This window comes from Streptomyces sp. NPDC054887 (genome assembly GCF_053610585.1).
The window spans coordinates 1-17,881 of the sequence record NZ_JBSGYQ010000097.1; the positions used below are offsets into that span (position 1 = coordinate 1).

The following is a 17,881-nucleotide window of genomic DNA, read 5'->3' on the forward strand; positions in this document are numbered from 1 at the left end:
CGGTGGGACTTCCCACCGGGCCGGTTCCGTCTTCTCGTGCGGGGCCGTCTCGTACGGGGCCCCGACCGGCGCCCCGGCGGAGGGTTGCCTTCCGCGGCGTGGGGGTAGTACGGGCTACGACCCATCCGCACCTTGGCCGCACGGGAGGAAACGCACGTGATCCTGCTGGAAGCTATCGGCTCCATCGCCCTCGGCTTCGCCCTCGCCTGGGCGGCCGTCCACCGGCTCGACGACCGGCTGCCCCCGCGGCGCGTCGTCCTGGCCGCGGGGCCGCTCGGTGCCCTGTTCGGTGCGTACGTCACCCACTCCGCACTCGGCCCGGGCCATGTCGTGGCGACGCTGATCGGCGCGGTGGCGGTGGGAGCGGTTCTGCTCTCGCTCCTCATCCGCCCCAGGGGCCGCATCCGCCGTTCGGCGGCGGCGTAGCGACCGTTTACGGCGTTACGCCGCCAGGCCGAGCGCGGCCATGCGCTTGGTGTGCGCCTCGGTGATCCGGGAGAACATCCGGCCGACCTCCGCCAGGTCGAAGCCGTCGGCGACGCCGCCCACGAGCATCGTGGAGAGCGCGTCGCGGTCCGCCACCACCCGCTGGGCCTGGGAGAGCGCCTCGCCCATCAGCCTGCGGGCCCACAGCGCGAGCCGGCCGCCGCAGCGCGGGTCCGCCTCGATGGCGGCGCGCACCTTCTCCACCGCGAAGTTCCCGTGTCCCGTGTCGTCGAGCACGGCGAGCACCAGCGCGCGGGTGTCGGAGTCGAGCCGCGCGGCGACCTCACGGTAGAAGTCACTGGCGATCGAGTCGCCGACGTACGCCTTGACCAGGCCCTCCAGCCAGTCGGAGGGGGCGGTCTGGCGGTGGAAGTCGTCGAGCGCCTTGGCGAACGGCTCCATGGCCGCCTTCGGCTCCTCGTCGATCGCGGTCAGCCGGTCCCGCAGCCGCTCGAAGTGGTGGAACTCCGCCGACGCCATCTTGGCCAGCTCCGCCTTGTCGGCGAGGGTCGGGGCGAGCTTGGCGTCCTCGGCGAGGCGCTCGAAGGCCGCCAGCTCTCCGTACGCGAGTGCTCCCAGCAGGTCGACGACCGCGGCGTGGTAGTTCGGCTCGGCGGACGCCGTCGCCCAGTCCTGGGCGGCGATGCCGGTCCGGGGCGTCTCTTCGGGTGCAGTGGCGTTGTCAGGCGTCTCCATGAACGGCACAATAGCCCGCCCGTCCCGGTGCGTAAGGGGCTGGTCAGCCACCACCGTCACCCCGATCCGGTAAATCGTACCGACACACCTGCGCGAATCCGGGGTACAGTGGTAAAGCGCTAGCAGAGTGCCCAGGGCATTTGGCGGCGCACTTGAATGAGGATGCCCGGTCGGTGGCCCGATCGGCTCCGACCCGACAGCCCTCCACGCGGGGCGTACCAAGGCGTACGACCGCAAGATGAGGGGCCCCCTCAGCGACATGAGCGCTTGAGCGACGGCACGTGGTCCCGCGCCCCCGGCCCATTTCGGCCGGACGAGAACCAGGCACGGTACGACCCCCTTCGTTCGCCTCGCGTCGCGTCTCACAGAAGAGGCAGCACCCTGACTACGTTCCGAGACCTCGGGATTCTTTCCGAGACCGCCGAGGCCCTTGAGGCCGTCGGCATCACGTCCCCCTTCCCCATCCAGGAGATGACGCTCCCCGTCGCGCTCTCGGGCAGCGACGTCATCGGCCAGGCCAAGACCGGCACGGGCAAGACGCTCGGTTTCGGCCTCCCCCTGCTGGAGCGCGTGACCGTCCCCGCGGACGTCGAGGCCGGCCGGGCGGCGCCCGACAAGCTGACCGAGGCCCCGCAGGCGCTGGTCGTCGTACCCACCCGCGAGCTGTGCCAGCAGGTCACCAACGACCTGCTGACCGCCGGCAAGGTGCGCAACGTGCGGGTGCTCGCCATCTACGGCGGCCGCGCGTACGAGCCGCAGGTCGAGGCGCTCAAGAAGGGCGTCGACATCGTCGTCGGCACGCCCGGGCGTCTGCTGGACCTCGCGGGCCAGAAGAAGCTCGACCTCTCCCACGTGCGGTCCCTCGTCCTCGACGAGGCCGACGAGATGCTCGACCTGGGCTTCCTGCCCGACGTCGAGAAGATCATGAAGATGCTGCCGCCGAAGCGCCAGACGATGCTGTTCTCGGCGACCATGCCGGGCGCGGTCATCGGTCTCGCCCGCCGGTACATGTCGCAGCCGACGCACATCAGCGCCACGTCGCCCGACGACGAGGGCGCGACCGTCGCGAACATCACGCAGCACGTGTTCCGCGCGCACAACATGGACAAGCCGGAGCTCGTCTCCCGCATCCTCCAGGCCGACGGCCGCGGTCTCGCGATGATCTTCTGCCGTACGAAGCGGACCGCCGCCGACATCGCGGAGCAGCTCGAGAAGCGCGGCTTCGCCTCCGGCGCCGTCCACGGCGACCTCGGCCAGGGCGCGCGCGAGCAGGCCCTGCGGGCGTTCCGCAACGGCAAGGTCGACGTGCTGGTGTGCACCGACGTCGCCGCGCGCGGTATCGACGTCGAGGGTGTGACGCACGTCATCAATTACCAGTCGCCCGAGGACGAGAAGACGTACCTGCACCGCGTCGGCCGCACCGGCCGCGCGGGCGCGAAGGGCATCGCCGTCACGCTGGTGGACTGGGACGACATCCCGCGCTGGAAGCTGATCAACAAGGCGCTGGACCTGCCGTTCGACGAGCCGGAGGAGACGTACTCCACGTCGGCCCACCTGTACGAGATCCTGAGCATCCCCGCCGGCACGAAGGGCATACTGCCCCGGGCCGACCGGACCCGTGCGGGTCTGCGCGCGGAAGAGGTCGAGGACCTCGGTGAGACGGGTGGCCGCGGGCGCAGGTCGGCGCCGGCCGCCGCGGCTCCGGCCGTCGTGGAGGAGCGTGCCCCGCGTACGCCGCGTCAGCGTCGCCGTACGCGCAACGGCGCGCCGGTGTCGGCCGACGAGGCGGCGGCGGCTTCGCAGGCCCCCACGGCCACGGAGACCGCCGAGGCTCCCGCCGAGCCCCGCACGCCGCGCCGCCGCCGTCGCACCCGCGCGGCCGAGGCCGTCGTGGAGACGGTGGAGGCTCCGGTGCCCGCCCCCGCGGCGGAGCCCGAGGCCGAGAAGGCCCCCCGTCGCCGTACGCGCACCGCACGGCCGGTGGAAGCCGTCGATGAGGCGCCCGCGGCCGTCGAGACGGAGGCCGCACCGGCCAAGGCGCCGCGCCGCCGCACCCGCGCCGCCGCTGCCGTGGACACCGTCGAGGCGCAGGTCCCCGCCCCCGCGGCGGAGGCCGAGGCCCCGAAGGCGCCGCGCCGCCGTACCCGCGCGACGAAGGCCGCCGAGGTCGTGGACACCGTCGAGGCGCAGGTCCCCGCCCCCGCGGCGGAGGCCGAGGCCCCGAAGGCCCCGCGCCGCCGTACGCGCACCGCCAAGACGGCCGAGGCCGTCACCGAGGCGCCCGCCGCCGCCGAGGCCGAGGCCGCACCGGCCAAGGCACCGCGCCGCCGCACCCGCGCCGTGGACACCGCAGAGGCCCAGGTCCCCGCCCCCGCGGCGGAGGCCGAGGCCCCGAAGGCCCCGCGCCGCCGTACGCGCACCGCCAAGACGGCCGAGACCGTCACCGAGGCGCCCGCCGCCGCCGAGGCCGAGGCCGCACCGGCCAAGGCACCGCGCCGCCGCACCCGCGCCGCCGCCGCCCAGCCGGAGAGCTGAGCGAGCCGGACACGGCAGGCCGCTCAAGCCGGTCACGATGGCCCGGCCCCCGTTCGCGGGGGCCGGGCCATCGGCGCGTTAGCCTCGTCGCATGAGCAGGCCGCCCACGTTCACCCCGCCCCCCGGCACCCGCGCACTCCCCCTGCGCACGTCGCGCGGCGTATTCGCCGCGCTGGAAGCGGAGCCCCCGTCCGCCGGCGCCCGGGGCACCGCACTGCTGCTGCCCGGGTACACCGGCAGCAAGGAGGACTTCATCGCGATGCTGGCGCCCCTCGCGCAGGCGGGGTACCGGATCGTCTCGGTCGACGGGCGCGGTCAGTACGAGTCCGACGGCCCGCCGGACGAAACGGCCTACGCCCAGGGCGAGTTGGCGCTCGACGTGCTCGCACAGGCGGAGGCCGCCGGTACGCCCGTCCATCTCGTCGGGCATTCGCTCGGCGGCCAGATCGCCCGCGCCGCCGTGCTCCTCGACGCCTCGCCGTTCGCGTCGCTGACCCTCATGGCGTCGGGGCCCGCCGAGGTCTCGGAGGCCCAGCGGCAGAAGATCGCCCTGCTGACGCAGGCGTTGACCTCCATGACCATGGATCAGGTCTGGGAGGCCATGCGGGCGCTGGATCCTCCGGAGGACGCCGACCTCGACGGCCCGGCGCTGCGCGCCCGCTGGCTGCGGCACAACCCCGCCCAGCTCGTCGCCACCGGCAGGCAGTTGAGCGGCGAGCCGGACCGCGTGGCCGCACTCGCCGCCGTCGGGCTGCCGGTGCACGTGGTGTCGGGCGTCACGGACGACACCTGGCCGGTGCCGCTGATCGACGGGATGGCCCAACGGCTGGGCGCGTACCGGACGGTGATCGAGGGAGCCCAGCACTCGCCCAACACCGACCGGCCGCAGGAGACGGCGAAGGCGCTGGCGGGGTTCTGGGACGCCCTGTAGGGACGGGCTGCGGCCCGGCCCTTTCGCCCGTACGTCAGTACTGGGCCTGGAGGTGCTGCCAGAAGCCGTCCCGCAGCGCCCGCCGCAGGTCCGCGTGGCCGCGCAGGGAGCGCTGGAGCAGCCGTTCCGCCTCGACCAGGAGTTCCTGGTCGACGGACCCGGGCAGGTACGGGTGGCCGGGCAGCAGGTCCGCGAGCGATTCACGGCCGCGCGCGCCGAGCCAGGCCGCCGCGATCTGCGCGCCGATGAACCGGACGTCCTCGCGGCTGGGCCTCGGGGCGCCCTCGTTCTCGTACGTGGTGACGGGCCGCCGGGTGACGTACGGCTTGCAGAAGTCGAGGTCGAACGTGCGCTGGCTGTCGACCTCCCACAGGAGCGGTTCGGCCTGGTTGCGGCCCTCCCCCGCCTCGATGCCCCACAGGTGGACGCGCGCGCCGTACCCCTGGGCCGCCTCGACCGCCGAGACGAGGTCCTCGTCGCCGCCCACCAGGGCGGCGTCGCTGATGGCGCGGTGCCTGGCCAGCGACTCCAAATCGGTGCGGATGAGGGAGTCGACGCCCTTCTGCTGGTTGTTGGCGTTGAGGTTGCCCAGGCGGACCTTGACGTCGGGCAGTTCGGCGATCGACTGCTGCTCGGTGGTGTGGATGCGCCGCCTGGCCCCGTCGTACCAGTACACGCGCAGCAGCCGGCTGTCCGCGAAGATCGTGCGCGCCTTGTCGATGAACGCCTCGATGATCCCTTCCGCGTCGAGGTCGAAGGACCTGCGGTCCTCGGTCCCCGTCACGAGGAGCCCGGCCGCCGCGTAGACGTAGCCGGCGTCGACGAAGATCGCGTGCGTGGAAGGGGTCTTCGCCACCTCGACCAGCATGCGCTGGAGCAGCTCGTTGGTGCGCTCCAGGCGGGCGGTGACCCTGGCGAGTTCGGTGGAGCCCGAAGGCTGTGCGTCGTCCATACGGCTCTCATTGTCCGTGGCGCGGGGTGGAGCGGCCAACCGGTCCGCCTACCCGCGAGTAATTAGAGAGTCGAAAGTTTTCTTTAGCGTAGGGAATGACTGCGGTGGGCACACCGTTGTAATCACCAGAGAACACGGGGCGCCTAGCCTCGCGTTCCCACACACAGTTCTCCAGCAGGAGGATCAGACGAAGGGAGAAGCCTTGCGCTTCGAAATCATGCGCCTGGACGACGTCGACGGCACCGCCGTCGACAGCACCGTCGTGGACGCCGCCTCCGTCAACCGGATCGTGCAGCAGGCCGCCTCTGTCGGCCAGCGCATCTACATCCGCCCGGCCGAGACATCGGCTTCATAACACTCTGTAGTGGTTTGTTCTGAGGTGAAGCGCCCCCGTACACCGCGTACGGGGGCGCTCGTGCGTCCGGAGCCGGTCAGCTGCCCCGGATCACCTGGGTGACGCCGTTGATGATCTGCTGCACCGCGATGGCGGACAGCATCATGCCCGCGAGGCGCGTCACCAGCACCACGCCGCCATCCTTGATCACACGGATGATCAGCAGCGAGTAGCGCATGGTCAGCCACAGGACCACGTGCATCACGACGATCGCCGCCCAGACCGAGACCTGGCTCTTGGCGCTGTCCGCGTGCTGCACGGCCAGGATGACGGAGACGATCGCGCCGGGGCCCGCGAGCAGCGGCATGCCGAGCGGCACGAGGGCGACGTTGACGTCCTTGGTCTGCGTCGGCTCGTCGGTCTTGCCGGTGAGGAGGTCGAGCGCGATCAGGAGCAGCAGCAGGCCACCCGCGATCATCAGCGCGGGCACGGAGACGTGCAGGTAGTCGAGGATCTGCTGGCCGAGCAGGCCGAAGACGGCGATCACGCCGAAGGCGACGGCGACGGCCTGCCAGGCCATCCGGCGCTGCACCTTGACGGGCCGGCCCGAAGTGAGGGCGAGGAAGATCGGAGTGATCCCCGGGGGGTCCATAATCACAAAAAGGGTGAGAAAGAGGGATCCGAAGACAGCGAAGTCGAGCACAGTGAGGCCTTGCGAGAAGAGGGTCTTACGAGGGAGGTGCGAGCGGACGCGACCGGAGAGCGACGTTACGGGCGGGCGCTTCCGCCCGCGCCCGGCACGGGGAACGCGCCGGTCGCGCGCCGGGTGATCTCGCCGTAGATCTCGGGGTCGGTGGTGTACTCCCCGAGCCGTACGGTCTTGCGGCTGCCGTGGTAGTCGCTGGAGCCGGTGGTCAGCAGCCCGAGGTCGGCGGCCAGTGCGCGCAGGCGTGCGCGGACCGGCTCGTCGTGGTCCATGTGGTCGACCTCGATCCCGTCGAGGCCCGCGGCGGCGAGCGCCGCTATCGCGCTCTCGGGGACGACGTCGCCGCGCTTGGCGGCGCCGGGGTGCGCGAAGACGGTGACTCCGCCGGCCGCCTTGACGAGGCGGATCGCGTCGAAGGGGTCGAGTTCGTGCTTCTCGACGTACGCGCGGCCGCCGTTGGCCAGCCATTCGGGCGTGAAGGCGTCGGAGACGCTCGCCACGACGCCGAGTTCCATCAGCGCGGACGCGATGTGCGGGCGGCCGACCGATCCGTCGCCGGCGATACGGGCCACCTGGTCCCACTCGACCGGCACGCCGAGTTCCCGCAGCTTGCCCACCATGGCCCGCGCGCGGGGCACCCGGTCGTCCCGTACCAGCTCGCGCTCGCGCGCCAGCTCGGGCTCGTCGGGGTCGAAGAGGTACGCCAGCATGTGCAGCCCGATGCCGTCGAGACGGCAGGAGAGCTCCGCGCCGGTCACGAGCGTCAGCCCGTCGGGCAGCGCGGCGATCGCTTCGGCGTGGCCGCGCGTGGAGTCGTGGTCGGTGAGCGCCACGACGTCGAGTCCGGCCGCCGCCGCGTTGCGCACGAGCTCGGCGGGGGTGTCCGTGCCGTCCGACGCCGTGGAGTGGGTGTGCAGGTCGATGCGCACGACGCGTGACTCCGGGGCTCGGCGGGACGGGGGACCGGTCCAGGATAGCCGGGAATCGAACACCCCCGGCCGCCCGCGCTCACCGGGCGACGCGGCGGCGTCAGGACAGCAGGCGGGGTGACAGCGCCCCGCACGGCACGAGCTCCACCTCGGCGCCCGCGTCGCGCAGGTCGGCCAGTATCAGCTCGTCGTACATCAGCAGTCCGGACTGCTCCGGCCAGACGACGGCCCACAGCCACAGCCCGCACGCCTCGCCCGCGAAGACCGCGCGGTCGTCGGGGACGCCGGACAGATGCCACAGCGGCGTGGGCCGGCCGGCCGCCATCAGCTTGACCTGCGGTGGTTTGTCCATGCTCATGTACGCCCCGGGATCGGGGCCCGCCACGCCGGCATAGCGCGCGCCGAGGCCGACACCGAGCTCCTCGGCGATCAGCAGCATCTCACCGAGGCCGCCGAGCGGCCCTGGTCCCGAGCAGGCGACGACGGTGGCCCGTGAGCCACCCCGGTCGTCACCCGCGCAGGTCACCCCGGTGAAAAGCCAGCCGACCGGCAGCGGCCAGGGCATCCACACAGGGACCTTGGCGCGCTTCACGGCGACGGTGAGCGCTTCGACGCTGGGTGGCACCACCGGCTGGAGCGGGTGCACCGTTCCGTGCACGTCGCACTGCCAGGAGTCGGCAAAGAGACCGGGCGCCCTGACCCGGCCACCGCACTTCGGGCAACTGGGTTCGCCCCTCATAGGGCCCAACGGTCCTCCCCGGCCGTCCCCGCGTCAAGGACGATCACCCGTCCGGAGCGTGCCTTCCCCGGGAAAAGCGGATGCGTCCTGCACCGACCAGTGCCCGGCGGGCTGCCTCGTCCGCCGGTCGCCGCAGCGCGGCACCGGTGCGACGGCGCCCTCAGTCGAGCGGTACGGAGGCGCGCAGCGGGTCGCGCAGGTCCGTGCCGTGCGTCAGCCAGCGCTCCTGGAGTTCCTGCGCGCCCTTCACCCGTTTCCACGCCGCCTCGTTGGGCGTCATGGGCAGCAGGGGCAGGAAGTGCACCGGGTCCATCGGGGCGTCCAGGTCCAGGTCCTCGACCAGGCCGCCGGGCTCCGCCACCAGTACGGAGCTGAAGGGCGCGCCGGGCCAGAGCGGCTCCCCGAGGTCCAGTGAGGCCCCGGGGGCCACGATCACGCCCTCGACCTGCGGGGACGCCGCGAGGACCGCGAGCGGGCGCAGCACCTTGTCGGTGTCGGCGAGCCCGGCCCGTACCGAAAGCACCAGCTCGGCGCGCGGGCCCCTGACAGGATCGGCCAGGACGGCGGTGGGGTCGGCCATCGGCTGGGCCGACATGCCCAGGGTGGCGTAACGGACGACGTCCCCGTCGACGAAGCGCAGCACCTCCATGCGGTCCGTACCGAGGAACGTGACGGCGGCGCGCGCGTCCGGTTCGCCCAGCGCAGTGCGCAAACGGGCTTCTACCAGCGCAAGAACATCTCCCATGCGGCGAGCATAAGTCGCGTGGGGACGGGGCATGTGAGGGGCTTGACACAACAGTGGGCTGATAGTCTTGGCCGCTGGTCAGGGCAGCACGCAGAAGCGTGGCTTTCGAGCCCCGACAGACGTCTTCCCCCACGGGGGACCGGCCGGAGGAGGTGGGGCTGCGGTGGATCGAAGTCGTCCCGGCAGTACCAACCGCTCTTCCGCACCGCCAGTGTTCCCCGGGGCCTGAGCCCCTTCGTACCCGGTCGCCGGCCGGTGAAACCCACGGGGCCCACGGCATTTCGCACGACGGAAGAGCACTTCGTTTTTGCCTGATCCGTGTCTGAGCGAACGCCGTCACCGCGTCCTTGCGGTGCCGCCCGCTTTGCCGACGTACGGTCGCCCCGACGCCGTGGCCCGCACGTCTCCATTCCGGGCAGCGCCATGCCTCGCAGACGGCTTCTCCGTGAAGGAGCCCGCCATGTCGATGATCCGTGACCTGCGCGCAGCGGTCCGTCCGTCCCTGCGCAAGAGCAGCACCGTGTACAGCGGTTACGACACCACCCGCGACCCGTCCGCGAGCAGCGCGGTCGTGGACTGCGCCGTCTACCGCGACGGGCGCCGGGTGAAGGACAGCGAATGCCTCACCCCGCACCGGGCGATGACCCGCGTCCGCGAGGGCGGCGGCTTCGCCTGGATCGGTCTGCACGAGCCGACCGAGGCCGAATTCGCAGGTATTGCCGCCGAGTTCGGGCTGCACCCGCTGGCCGTGGAGGACGCCGTACACGCGCACCAGCGGCCCAAGCTGGAGCGGTACGACGACACCCTCTTCACCGTCTTCAAGACGATCCACTACGTCGAGCACACCGAACTCACCGCCACCAGCGAGGTGGTGGAGACCGGTGAGGTGATGTGCTTCACCGGCAAGGACTTCGTCATCACCGTGCGGCACGGCGGCAAGGGTTCGCTCCGCGCGCTGCGCCACCGGCTCCAGGACGACCCGGAACTGCTCGCCAAGGGTCCGTCGGCGGTCCTTCACTCGATCGCCGACCATGTCGTCGACGGGTACATCGCGGTGGCGGGCGCCGTGCAGGACGACATCGACGAGGTCGAGATCGACGTCTTCTCCGCGCCGGCCAAAGGCAGTCCGCGCGGTTCGGACGCGGGCCGGATCTACCAGCTCAAGCGGGAGGTCCTGGAGTTCAAGCGGGCCGTCGCGCCGCTGCTGCGTCCGATGCAGCAGCTCAGCGAGCGGCCGATGCGGCTCATCGACCCGGACATCCAGAAGTACTTCCGGGACGTCGCCGACCACCTCGCGCGGGTGCACGAGGAGGTGGTCGGCTTCGACGAACTGCTGAACTCGATCCTCCAGGCCAACCTGGCGCAGGCGACCGTCGCCCAGAACGAGGACATGCGCAAGATCACGTCCTGGGCGGCGATCGTGGCCGTGCCGACGATGATCTGCGGCGTGTACGGCATGAACTTCGACCACATGCCGGAGCTGCACTGGCGGTACGGCTATCCGCTGGTGCTCGGCTCCATCGTCGTCGTCTGCGTCAGCATCCACCGCACGCTCAAGCGGAACGGCTGGCTCTGACGACGAGCGCGAGGCCGGCCAGGATGACCAGCAGGGCGGGGTAGGCGGCCGTCGGCGGCAGTTGCCCCAGCCACAGCGCGGCGATCAGCGCGGCGCCCGGGGTCTCCAGGAGGATCGCCGTCGACGTGACGGAGGGGCCCAGGGTGCTCACGACGCGGTTGAGCAGGGAGTGGCCGAGGAGTTGGGCGGCGGCCGTGAGCGCGGCCAGCTGGAGCCAGGTCGTGGCGTCGTATCCGCCGAGCTCGGCGCCCGACACCAGGCACGTGACCAGCAGGATCAGCGCGGTCGTCGAGTAGCAGACGTACGTGTACACGGTGGTGCTCACCGTCCGGCGCACCTCGGCGCCGAGCAGCACGTACCCGGCCGCCGCGACGCCGCCGCCGAGCGCGAGGGCGTCGCCCGCGAGCGCGCGCGGGGACAGCGTCATGTCGACGCCGGTCAGGATGACGACGCCGACGACGGCGAGCACCGTGCCGGCCCACACCATGCGGGGCGGCCGGTGACCGCGCATGCGCAGCAGGATCGTCGTCCAGATCGGCGTGGTGGTGCACAGCGCGGTGGAGGACGCCACCGAGGTCATCCGCAGGCTGGGCAGCCAGAGCCCGAAGTGCAGGGCGAGCAGGGCGCCGGCGGCGACGGCGAGCAGCAGCGGCCTGCGGCCGATGCCGCGCAGCTCGGCGCGGTGCTTGAGCAGCACCACCGGGCTCAGTACGCCGACCGCCATGGCGTTGCGCCAGAACGCGATGGCGAGCGCGGGGGCGGCGGTCGCCGCGATGAGCGGCGCGGAGAACGACACGGCGGCGACGGCGACGCCGAGCAGGACGAGGTCGACGCGGGGCGCGGTGTGAAGACCGGTGGACGGACCGGAGGGCGCGGTGGCGATGCCGTCGGGGCGGCTGACTGTTGCGGGCACGGGCTCACGGTAAGGGGCGTGGGACGAATACGGAACTGTCATTTTCCCGGCGGCCGTTTCCGGGGAGCGGCAGGTCCGCGAAGGGGCGGGCGGAGGACGGCGGCAACCGGGCAGCGCCTAGGCTTGCGCGTATGACGCAGACCTTGCTCGACCAGGCCCTCGTCGAGGAGGCCACCAAGAAGTCCGGCCTCATCTGGGTACGAGGCACCGGCCCCGCCCGGTCCCTGTGGCACGTCTGGCACGACGGCGCCGCCTACGTCGTGGGGGACGGCCCGGGCGAGCAGCCGTTCCCCGGACTGGCCGACGGCGCGAGCGCCGAAGTCACCGTACGCAGCAAGGACAAGGGCGGGCGGCTCGTCACCTGGACGGCCGCCGTCGTCGAGCACCCGGCCGGGTCCGAGCCCTGGGAGGCGGCGGTCGCCGAGCTCAAGGGCAAGCGCCTGAACGCGCCCGACGCCGAGCGGATGACCGAGCGCTGGGCCCGCGAGTGCCGCGTCCTGCGCCTGGAGCCGCGCGGCGCGAGCACGGACCTGCCGGACGGATCGCTCGCCGCCGCGCCGCTGCCGACCGGCGCGACGACGCGGCTGCCCGTGCCGGCGGCGCTGCCCCGCCTGCTGATGAAGCGGAAGAAGAAGGGCTAGGTTCCCGTCGGCGCGCCTTCGGGCGGACGGACGCCGGGGGCGCGACGCCGGTCCGTGGGCGTCTTCAGGACGCGTCGGACGTCTTGGGGAGCTGGCCGCCGTAGTCCACGGTCTCGCCCTTGCCCGGCGCCTCCAGCGCGAACTCCTCGTCCCAGTCGGCGAGCCGCACGACGCCCGCCCCGCCCGCCCGCTCCAGGCGCAGCGGGTACGGCGTGCCGTGCAGCGACACCGCGAGGGTCCCGCCGGCGCCCTTGCCGCCGGTGACCTCGATCGTACGGACGCCGCCGACCTTCGGCCGGTCGCCCTTGCCGAGCTTGCCGTGCAGTCCGAGCAGGCCGTCGAGCAGCACGTCCTTGTCGGTGAAACCGCGGAGCTGGTCGTAGACCGGGTCGTCGTCGGGGACCTTGACGTACTTGTCCTCCAGCTTGCCGGCGGCGGCAGCGTCGGACTCGTCCGACTCGTCCGACTCGGAGGGCTGCTCCCCGTGGTCCCAGAAGTCCGCGCCCGCCTTCATGAACAGCTCGTCGTCGATGCGGAGCAGCTCGAAGGTGCTGCCCTTCGAGGTCACGGAGCCGGTGCCGCCGTCCTCCTTGAGGCGCATGTCCAGCTTGTACGAGCGCCCCTTGCTCACGACGGTGCCCGAGAGCCGGACCGACTCGGCGTCGCGCGCGGCTTTGCGCGCCTTGGTCTCGATGGCCGGCGCCGAGAGTCTGCCCACCCCGTTGGTCCCCTTGTCCGGGTCCACCGGCTCCTCGCCGCAGGCGGTGAGGGCCGCGGTCAGCCCGGCGCACACGACGCCGATCAAGGCGGCCCTGCGGGCTCGGGCGGCCGGGGGAAATGCAGTCACAAGCGCACTGCCTCTCATGCGGGTGTCCGGGGTGGCAGCAGGCAGCGTACCTGTGCGGTGTACGCCGACCGGCAGAGAGCCGTCCGGACGCCCCGTTGAAGCGGCGGCGACCGGCACGGGCTAGCCTGAACCCGAATACCGGCCCCTATTTGTGCAGTAAGGGAGGCGCACTCTCATGGCATCGGGCGCCCCCCGGGTCTTCGTCTCGCATCTGGCGGGCATCGCCGTCTTCGACCCGAACGGCGACCAGGTCGGCCGGGTCCGCGACCTGGTCGCGATGCTGCGCGTCGGCAGCAGGCCGCCGCGCCTGCTCGGCATGGTCGTCGAAGTGGTGAGCCGGCGCCGGATCTTCCTTCCCATGACGCGGGTGACCGGTGTCGAGTCCGGACAGGTCATCACGACGGGCGTGGTCAACATGCGGCGCTTCGAGCAGCGCCCGACCGAACGTCTGGTCCTCGGCGAACTCCTCGACCGCCGGGTGCGCCTGGTGGAGAGCGGCGAGGAGGTCACCGTCCTCGACGTGTCGATCGCCCAGCTGCCCGCCCGCCGCGACTGGGAGATCGACAAGGTCTTCGTACGCAAGGGCAAGGGCGGCGCGCTGCGGCGCCGCGGAGAGACGCTGACCGTGGAGTGGTCCGCCGTCACCGGGTTCTCGCTGGAGGAGGACGGACAGGGCGCGGAGAGCCTGCTGGCCACCTTCGAGCAGCTGCGCCCCGCCGACCTGGCCAACGCCCTGCACCACCTGACGCCCAAGCGGCGCGCCGAGGTGGCCGCGGCGCTCGACGACGACCGGCTCGCCGATGTGCTGGAGGAGCTGCCCGACGACGACCAGGTGGAGATCCTCGGCAAGCTCAAGGAGGAGCGGGCGGCCGACGTGCTGGAGGCGATGGACCCGGACGACGCCGCCGACCTGCTGTCCGAGCTGCCGGAGGAGGACAAGGAGCGGCTGCTGACGCTGATGCGGCCGGACGACGCGGCCGACGTTCGGCGGCTGCTCGCGTACGAGGAGCGGACGGCCGGCGGTCTGATGACGACCGAGCCGATCGTGCTGCGGCCCGACGCGACCGTCGCGGACGCCCTCGCGCGCGTACGGCAGCAGGACCTCTCCCCCGCGCTGGCGGCGCAGGTCTACGTCTGCCGGCCGCCGGACGAGACGCCGACGGGCAAGTACCTCGGGACGGTGCACTTCCAGCGGATGCTGCGCGAGCCGCCGGGGACGCTGGTCGGCTCGGTCGTGGAGTCGGACCTGCCGCCGCTTTCGCCGGGCACGGCGCTGCCCGCGGTGACGAGCTACCTGGCCGCGTACAACATGGTCGCCGCCCCGGTCGTGGACGAGAGCGGCTCGCTGCTCGGCGCGGTCACGGTCGACGACGTACTGGACCACCTGCTGCCGGACGACTGGCGCGAGACGGAGTTCCACGAGCCGCCGCCGACGCCGGGGGCCGAGCGGGACGGGGAGGCGGCCGTCCGTGGGCACTGACAGGGGCGCCGAGCCGAGGGAGCGCGGCCGGACCGCGACGGGCGCGAGCGCGCTGCCGCGCGGGTCGCGGGTGCGCCTCGACCAGCCGAGGCCGGCGCGCAAGCGGCTGCTGCCGGAGTACGACCCGGAGGCGTTCGGCCGCTTCTCGGAGCGGATCGCCCGGTTCCTGGGCACCGGGCGCTTCCTGGTCTGGATGACCCTGACCATCGCCCTGTGGGTGGTGTGGAACATCTTCGCGCCGCCCGCCCTGCGCTGGGACGAGTACCCGTTCATCTTCCTGACGCTGATGCTGTCGCTCCAGGCGTCGTACGCCGCCCCCCTGATCCTCCTCGCGCAGAACCGGCAGGACGACCGCGACCGCGTCACGCACGAGCAGGACCGCAAGCAGAACGAGCGGTCCATCGCGGACACCGAGTACCTCACACGGGAGATCGCGGCGCTGCGGATGGGGCTCGGCGAGGTCGCCACCCGCGACTGGATCCGCTCCGAATTCCTCGACCTGGTCAAGGAGCTGGAGGAGCGGCGCGCCCTATTCCCGCCGGAGGCCGTTTCCGAGAGTGACGAATCAGACCGCTGACAGGGCTTTCCCGGTGCGGCGGTACGCGCCGTACCATCACGGTATGGCTATGGAAGACGCGGTGCGTGAAGCACTGGCGACGGTGAACGACCCCGAGATCCACAAACCGATCACTGAACTCGGCATGGTCAAATCGGTTGAGATCGGGGCAGACGGCGCGGTTGCCGTCACGGTCTATCTCACCGTCTCCGGCTGCCCGATGCGCGAGACGATCACCAGCAACGTGCGCGAGGCGGTCGAGCGCGTCGAGGGTGTGACCAGCGTCTCCGTCGAGCTCGACGTGATGAGCGACGAGCAGCGCAAGGAACTCGCCGGCGCGCTGCGCGGCGGCACCGCCGAGCGCGAGGTGCCCTTCGCCCAGCCCGGCTCGCTGACGCGGGTGTACGCGGTGGCGTCCGGCAAGGGCGGCGTCGGCAAGTCCTCGGTGACGGTCAACCTGGCCGCGGCCATGGCCGCCGACGGGCTGAAGGTCGGCGTCGTCGACGCGGACATCTACGGCCACAGCGTGCCGCGCATGCTGGGCGTGGACGGCAGGCCCACCCAGGTCGAGAACATGATCATGCCGCCGTCGGCGCACGGTGTGAAGGTCATCTCCATCGGCATGTTCACCCCAGGCAACGCGCCCGTCGTGTGGCGCGGCCCGATGCTGCACCGCGCGCTCCAGCAGTTCCTCGCGGACGTGTACTGGGGCGACCTGGACGTCCTGCTCCTCGACCTGCCGCCGGGCACCGGCGACATCGCTATCTCGGTGGCGCAGCTCGTGCCGAACGCCGAGATCCTCGTGGTGACGACGCCGCAGCAGGCGGCGGCCGAGGTCGCCGAGCGGGCCGGTTCCATCGCCGTGCAGACCCACCAGAAGATCGTCGGCGTCGTCGAGAACATGTCGGGCCTGCCGTGCCCGCACTGCGACGAGATGGTCGACGTCTTCGGCACCGGCGGCGGCCAGAAGGTCGCCGAGGGGCTCACGAAGACGACCGGCGCGAACGTGCCGGTGCTGGGCGCGATCCCGATCGACGTACGGCTGCGGGAGGGCGGCGACGAGGGCAAGCCCGTCGTGCTGACCGACCCGGACTCGCCGGCCGGCGCCGCGCTGCGCACGATCGCGGGCAAGCTGGGCGGCCGCGCCCGCGGTCTGTCGGGCATGTCGCTCGGCATCACCCCGCGCAACAAGTTCTGACGCGTTCCGCACGCCCCGGACACCCCGAGGGGGCGCCGCTCCTGACGAGCGGCGCCCCCTTCGGCATGCGGTCGTACGCCGGGTGGTCAGCCCTGGTCGTACGCCGAGATGTCCTTGATCACCGAGAAGCCGAGGCCGTACGCGCTCATTCCGCGCCCGTACGCCCCGAGGATCACGCCGTCCTCACCGGCTCCGGCCAGCACCCAGCCGTACTCGGACTCGCGGTAGTGGAAGGACGCCGGTACGCCGTCCACCGGCAGCGAGAGCGTCGACCAGGCCGGGCCCGACAGGTCGTCGGCCAGCTCGAAGGCCGTCTCGGCCTGCTGGTCCAGCCAGTCGTCGCGCAGTGAGTGGTCGAGCTGCGCGGGCCAGGTGGACGAGAGCAGGCCCGAACCGGCCAGCCAGGCGGCGGAGGAGACCGACGTGGCCTCCAGGACGCCCGTACCGTCGCCGCTGCGCCGTACGGGGCTGCTGGCGACGGTGACGACCACCGCGAAGCGCTCCTTCTCCTGCGCGTCGTCGGGGGTGGGCCGTATCGTCGGCTCGTCGCCGTGCCCCGTGGAACCGTGCTGCACCGTGCCGTCCGCCGCCGTGCCGACCTGCATCAGCCAGCGGGGGCCGCTGAACGCGTCGTCAAGCCCGTACCAGGGGAAGGGCGCGCGCAGATAGCCGTCGACCGTACGCCGGGCTGCTGGCACCCCCTCCGCTGTGGACGTGCTGGGCGCGAGGGATGCTCCCTGCGCTCCGACCCGACTCGTGGTCTCCATCTGTCCGGCCGCCTCCTTTGTCCGTGGCGTCCGGACACGGCCCGCCCCCCTCGGGCGTCCTCACATCCGGACAGATGGAGGATAGCCACCTCGGTGCGGCTCGTCGGGAAGGGCGGGGTTCAGGTGGCGTCGGCGTCGAAGGGCGGGCGCTCGCTCCGGGCGGGCGTTTCGCGCTTCTGGAGCAGGTCGGGGGTGCCGGTGGGGTCCTTCGACAGGTTCGCCTTGCCGGCCGAACCGTTCGAGCCGTTCGCCGCTCCGGCGGACGTGTCGCGCTCGCGCCCGTTCACGGCGTCGGCGACCTCCGCCATCTCGCTCTTGAGGTCGAAGCTGCTGCGGATCTCCTTGAGACCGAGGTCGTCGTTGTCCAGCAGCTGCTTGCGCACGAAGGTCTTCGGGTTCAGGTCCTCGAAGTCGAAGTCCTTGAACTCCGGGCCGAGCTCGGAGCGGATGTCCTGCTTGGCGCTCTCGGAGAACTCACGGATCTTGCGGATCATCGCCGAGGCGTCCTGGACGAGCTTCGGCAGCTTGTCCGGCCCGAAGACGAGCACGGCGAGAACCACGAGCGTCACCAGCTCGAGTGCGCCTATGTCACTGAACACCTTGTTGCTCCTTGGGTTCTCCGCGCCCGCAGGTCGGGTGGGTCTCCCCCGCCGCAGGCAGAGGACCGGTCCGGGCCCGGTCCACGGTACCCGCCCAATCTGTCCGGACGGTACCTTCACGCCACACTGGAGCGGACTCCCGGGGGGGGGGGGCCCCCCCCCCCCCGGCCGCGCGGGGGGCGGCCCCCCCCCCCCCCCGCCCGGGGGCGGCGGGCGGCCGGGCGGGGGGGGGGGCCCCCCCGCCCCGCCGG

19 protein-coding genes are annotated in these 17,881 nt (G+C 72.2%); 9 read left to right on the forward strand and 10 right to left on the reverse strand.

What is annotated here, in order from left to right:
* The first annotated feature begins 159 nt into the window (after positions 1-159).
* Positions 160-426 (forward strand): hypothetical protein, encoded by a 267-nt coding sequence (locus ACWGH0_RS32450; RefSeq protein ID WP_453407876.1) that lies wholly within the window; start codon positions 160-162, stop codon positions 424-426.
* Positions 427-441: 15 nt separating this feature from the next.
* Here the strand turns inward: ACWGH0_RS32450 and ACWGH0_RS32455 are convergent, their stop codons facing one another.
* Positions 442-1,182 carry a ferritin-like fold-containing protein gene (locus ACWGH0_RS32455; protein WP_453407858.1) on the reverse strand — a complete coding sequence of 247 codons (741 nt, stop codon included), beginning with the start codon at positions 1,180-1,182 and terminating at the stop codon, positions 442-444.
* A gap of 471 nt (positions 1,183-1,653) precedes the next feature.
* Between ACWGH0_RS32455 and ACWGH0_RS32460 the strand changes: the two genes are divergently transcribed.
* Together ACWGH0_RS32460 and ACWGH0_RS32465 are read left to right on the forward strand one after the other, a co-directional pair.
* Complete coding sequence (locus ACWGH0_RS32460) at positions 1,654-3,717, forward strand: DEAD/DEAH box helicase (protein WP_453407859.1); 2,064 nt, start codon at positions 1,654-1,656, stop codon at positions 3,715-3,717.
* A 91-nt stretch (positions 3,718-3,808) separates the two neighbouring features.
* Positions 3,809-4,648: an alpha/beta fold hydrolase gene (locus ACWGH0_RS32465; RefSeq protein ID WP_453407860.1), complete on the forward strand. Its 840-nt coding sequence runs from the start codon at positions 3,809-3,811 to the stop codon at positions 4,646-4,648.
* A 34-nt stretch (positions 4,649-4,682) separates the two neighbouring features.
* On the opposite strand, the gene ACWGH0_RS32470 is transcribed toward ACWGH0_RS32465, so the two are convergent.
* On the reverse strand, positions 4,683-5,600 hold the full coding sequence (locus ACWGH0_RS32470) for an NYN domain-containing protein (protein WP_453407861.1): 918 nt from the start codon (positions 5,598-5,600) through the stop codon (positions 4,683-4,685).
* A gap of 202 nt (positions 5,601-5,802) precedes the next feature.
* Here ACWGH0_RS32470 and ACWGH0_RS32475 point away from each other — a divergent pair, with 202 nt between their 5' ends.
* Positions 5,803-5,955, forward strand: coding sequence for a hypothetical protein (locus ACWGH0_RS32475; protein ID WP_453407862.1), 153 nt, complete (start codon positions 5,803-5,805; stop codon positions 5,953-5,955).
* 76 nt (positions 5,956-6,031) lie between these two features.
* Here the strand turns inward: ACWGH0_RS32475 and ACWGH0_RS32480 are convergent, their stop codons facing one another.
* From ACWGH0_RS32480 to ACWGH0_RS32495, 4 genes are all read right to left on the reverse strand, one after another.
* Positions 6,032-6,637 (reverse strand): MarC family protein, encoded by a 606-nt coding sequence (locus ACWGH0_RS32480; protein WP_453407863.1) that lies wholly within the window; start codon positions 6,635-6,637, stop codon positions 6,032-6,034.
* 65 nt (positions 6,638-6,702) lie between these two features.
* Complete coding sequence (locus tag ACWGH0_RS32485; protein ID WP_453407864.1) at positions 6,703-7,569, reverse strand: PHP domain-containing protein; 867 nt, start codon at positions 7,567-7,569, stop codon at positions 6,703-6,705.
* Positions 7,570-7,669: 100 nt separating this feature from the next.
* A complete protein-coding gene (locus tag ACWGH0_RS32490) occupies positions 7,670-8,308 on the reverse strand; it encodes a DUF6758 family protein (RefSeq protein ID WP_453407865.1) in 639 nt (212 codons plus the stop codon).
* Positions 8,309-8,468: 160 nt separating this feature from the next.
* A complete protein-coding gene (locus ACWGH0_RS32495; RefSeq protein WP_453407866.1) occupies positions 8,469-9,053 on the reverse strand; it encodes a suppressor of fused domain protein in 585 nt (194 codons plus the stop codon).
* Between the two features lie 460 nt (positions 9,054-9,513).
* Here ACWGH0_RS32495 and ACWGH0_RS32500 point away from each other — a divergent pair, with 460 nt between their 5' ends.
* On the forward strand, positions 9,514-10,629 hold the full coding sequence (locus ACWGH0_RS32500; protein WP_453407867.1) for a magnesium and cobalt transport protein CorA: 1,116 nt from the start codon (positions 9,514-9,516) through the stop codon (positions 10,627-10,629).
* Here the strand turns inward: ACWGH0_RS32500 and ACWGH0_RS32505 are convergent.
* On the reverse strand, positions 10,607-11,584 hold the full coding sequence (locus ACWGH0_RS32505; RefSeq protein ID WP_453407868.1) for a DMT family transporter: 978 nt from the start codon (positions 11,582-11,584) through the stop codon (positions 10,607-10,609). The genes ACWGH0_RS32500 and ACWGH0_RS32505 overlap by 23 nt on opposite strands.
* A gap of 89 nt (positions 11,585-11,673) precedes the next feature.
* On the opposite strand from ACWGH0_RS32505, the gene ACWGH0_RS32510 reads away from it, so the two are divergent.
* On the forward strand, positions 11,674-12,183 hold the full coding sequence (locus ACWGH0_RS32510; RefSeq protein WP_453407869.1) for a hypothetical protein: 510 nt from the start codon (positions 11,674-11,676) through the stop codon (positions 12,181-12,183).
* Positions 12,184-12,247: 64 nt separating this feature from the next.
* On the opposite strand, the gene ACWGH0_RS32515 is transcribed toward ACWGH0_RS32510, so the two are convergent.
* Positions 12,248-13,030 carry a hypothetical protein gene (locus tag ACWGH0_RS32515; protein WP_453407870.1) on the reverse strand — a complete coding sequence of 261 codons (783 nt, stop codon included), beginning with the start codon at positions 13,028-13,030 and terminating at the stop codon, positions 12,248-12,250.
* Between the two features lie 175 nt (positions 13,031-13,205).
* Between ACWGH0_RS32515 and ACWGH0_RS32520 the strand changes: the two genes are divergently transcribed.
* The 3 genes from ACWGH0_RS32520 to ACWGH0_RS32530 are packed head-to-tail and all read left to right on the forward strand — an operon-like array spanning position 13,206 to position 16,264.
* Positions 13,206-14,510: a magnesium transporter MgtE N-terminal domain-containing protein gene (locus ACWGH0_RS32520; protein WP_453407871.1), complete on the forward strand. Its 1,305-nt coding sequence runs from the start codon at positions 13,206-13,208 to the stop codon at positions 14,508-14,510.
* On the forward strand, positions 14,500-15,087 hold the full coding sequence (locus tag ACWGH0_RS32525; protein WP_453407872.1) for a DUF1003 domain-containing protein: 588 nt from the start codon (positions 14,500-14,502) through the stop codon (positions 15,085-15,087). The genes ACWGH0_RS32520 and ACWGH0_RS32525 overlap by 11 nt, the downstream gene beginning before the upstream one ends.
* Before the next feature lie 43 nt (positions 15,088-15,130).
* The gene (locus ACWGH0_RS32530) at positions 15,131-16,264 is read left to right on the forward strand and encodes an Mrp/NBP35 family ATP-binding protein (protein ID WP_453407873.1); all 1,134 of its coding nucleotides are present in this window, start codon (positions 15,131-15,133) and stop codon (positions 16,262-16,264) included.
* A gap of 86 nt (positions 16,265-16,350) precedes the next feature.
* Here ACWGH0_RS32530 and ACWGH0_RS32535 read toward each other — a convergent pair whose 3' ends face one another.
* Positions 16,351-17,031: a hypothetical protein gene (locus ACWGH0_RS32535; RefSeq protein ID WP_453407874.1), complete on the reverse strand. Its 681-nt coding sequence runs from the start codon at positions 17,029-17,031 to the stop codon at positions 16,351-16,353.
* A gap of 119 nt (positions 17,032-17,150) precedes the next feature.
* Positions 17,151-17,630 (reverse strand): sec-independent translocase, encoded by a 480-nt coding sequence (locus tag ACWGH0_RS32540; RefSeq protein ID WP_453407875.1) that lies wholly within the window; start codon positions 17,628-17,630, stop codon positions 17,151-17,153.
* Positions 17,631-17,881 lie beyond the last annotated feature (251 nt).

Bases quoted from the DNA above. Each gene is read 5' to 3' on its own strand.
- ACWGH0_RS32505 (WP_453407868.1), bottom strand. From the start codon at position 11,584: ATGACAGTTCCGTATTCGTCCCACGCCCCTTACCGTGAGCCCGTGCCC.
- ACWGH0_RS32495 (WP_453407866.1), bottom strand. From the start codon at position 9,053: ATGGGAGATGTTCTTGCGCTGGTAGAAGCCCGTTTGCGCACTGCGCTG.
- ACWGH0_RS32490 (WP_453407865.1), bottom strand. From the start codon at position 8,308: ATGAGGGGCGAACCCAGTTGCCCGAAGTGCGGTGGCCGGGTCAGGGCG.
- ACWGH0_RS32535 (WP_453407874.1), bottom strand. From the start codon at position 17,031: ATGGAGACCACGAGTCGGGTCGGAGCGCAGGGAGCATCCCTCGCGCCC.
- ACWGH0_RS32455 (WP_453407858.1), bottom strand. From the start codon at position 1,182: ATGGAGACGCCTGACAACGCCACTGCACCCGAAGAGACGCCCCGGACC.
- ACWGH0_RS32500 (WP_453407867.1), top strand. From the start codon at position 9,514: ATGTCGATGATCCGTGACCTGCGCGCAGCGGTCCGTCCGTCCCTGCGC.
- ACWGH0_RS32520 (WP_453407871.1), top strand. From the start codon at position 13,206: ATGGCATCGGGCGCCCCCCGGGTCTTCGTCTCGCATCTGGCGGGCATC.
- ACWGH0_RS32465 (WP_453407860.1), top strand. From the start codon at position 3,809: ATGAGCAGGCCGCCCACGTTCACCCCGCCCCCCGGCACCCGCGCACTC.
- ACWGH0_RS32460 (WP_453407859.1), top strand. From the start codon at position 1,654: ATGACGCTCCCCGTCGCGCTCTCGGGCAGCGACGTCATCGGCCAGGCC.
- ACWGH0_RS32470 (WP_453407861.1), bottom strand. From the start codon at position 5,600: ATGGACGACGCACAGCCTTCGGGCTCCACCGAACTCGCCAGGGTCACC.
- ACWGH0_RS32510 (WP_453407869.1), top strand. From the start codon at position 11,674: ATGACGCAGACCTTGCTCGACCAGGCCCTCGTCGAGGAGGCCACCAAG.
- ACWGH0_RS32530 (WP_453407873.1), top strand. From the start codon at position 15,131: ATGGCTATGGAAGACGCGGTGCGTGAAGCACTGGCGACGGTGAACGAC.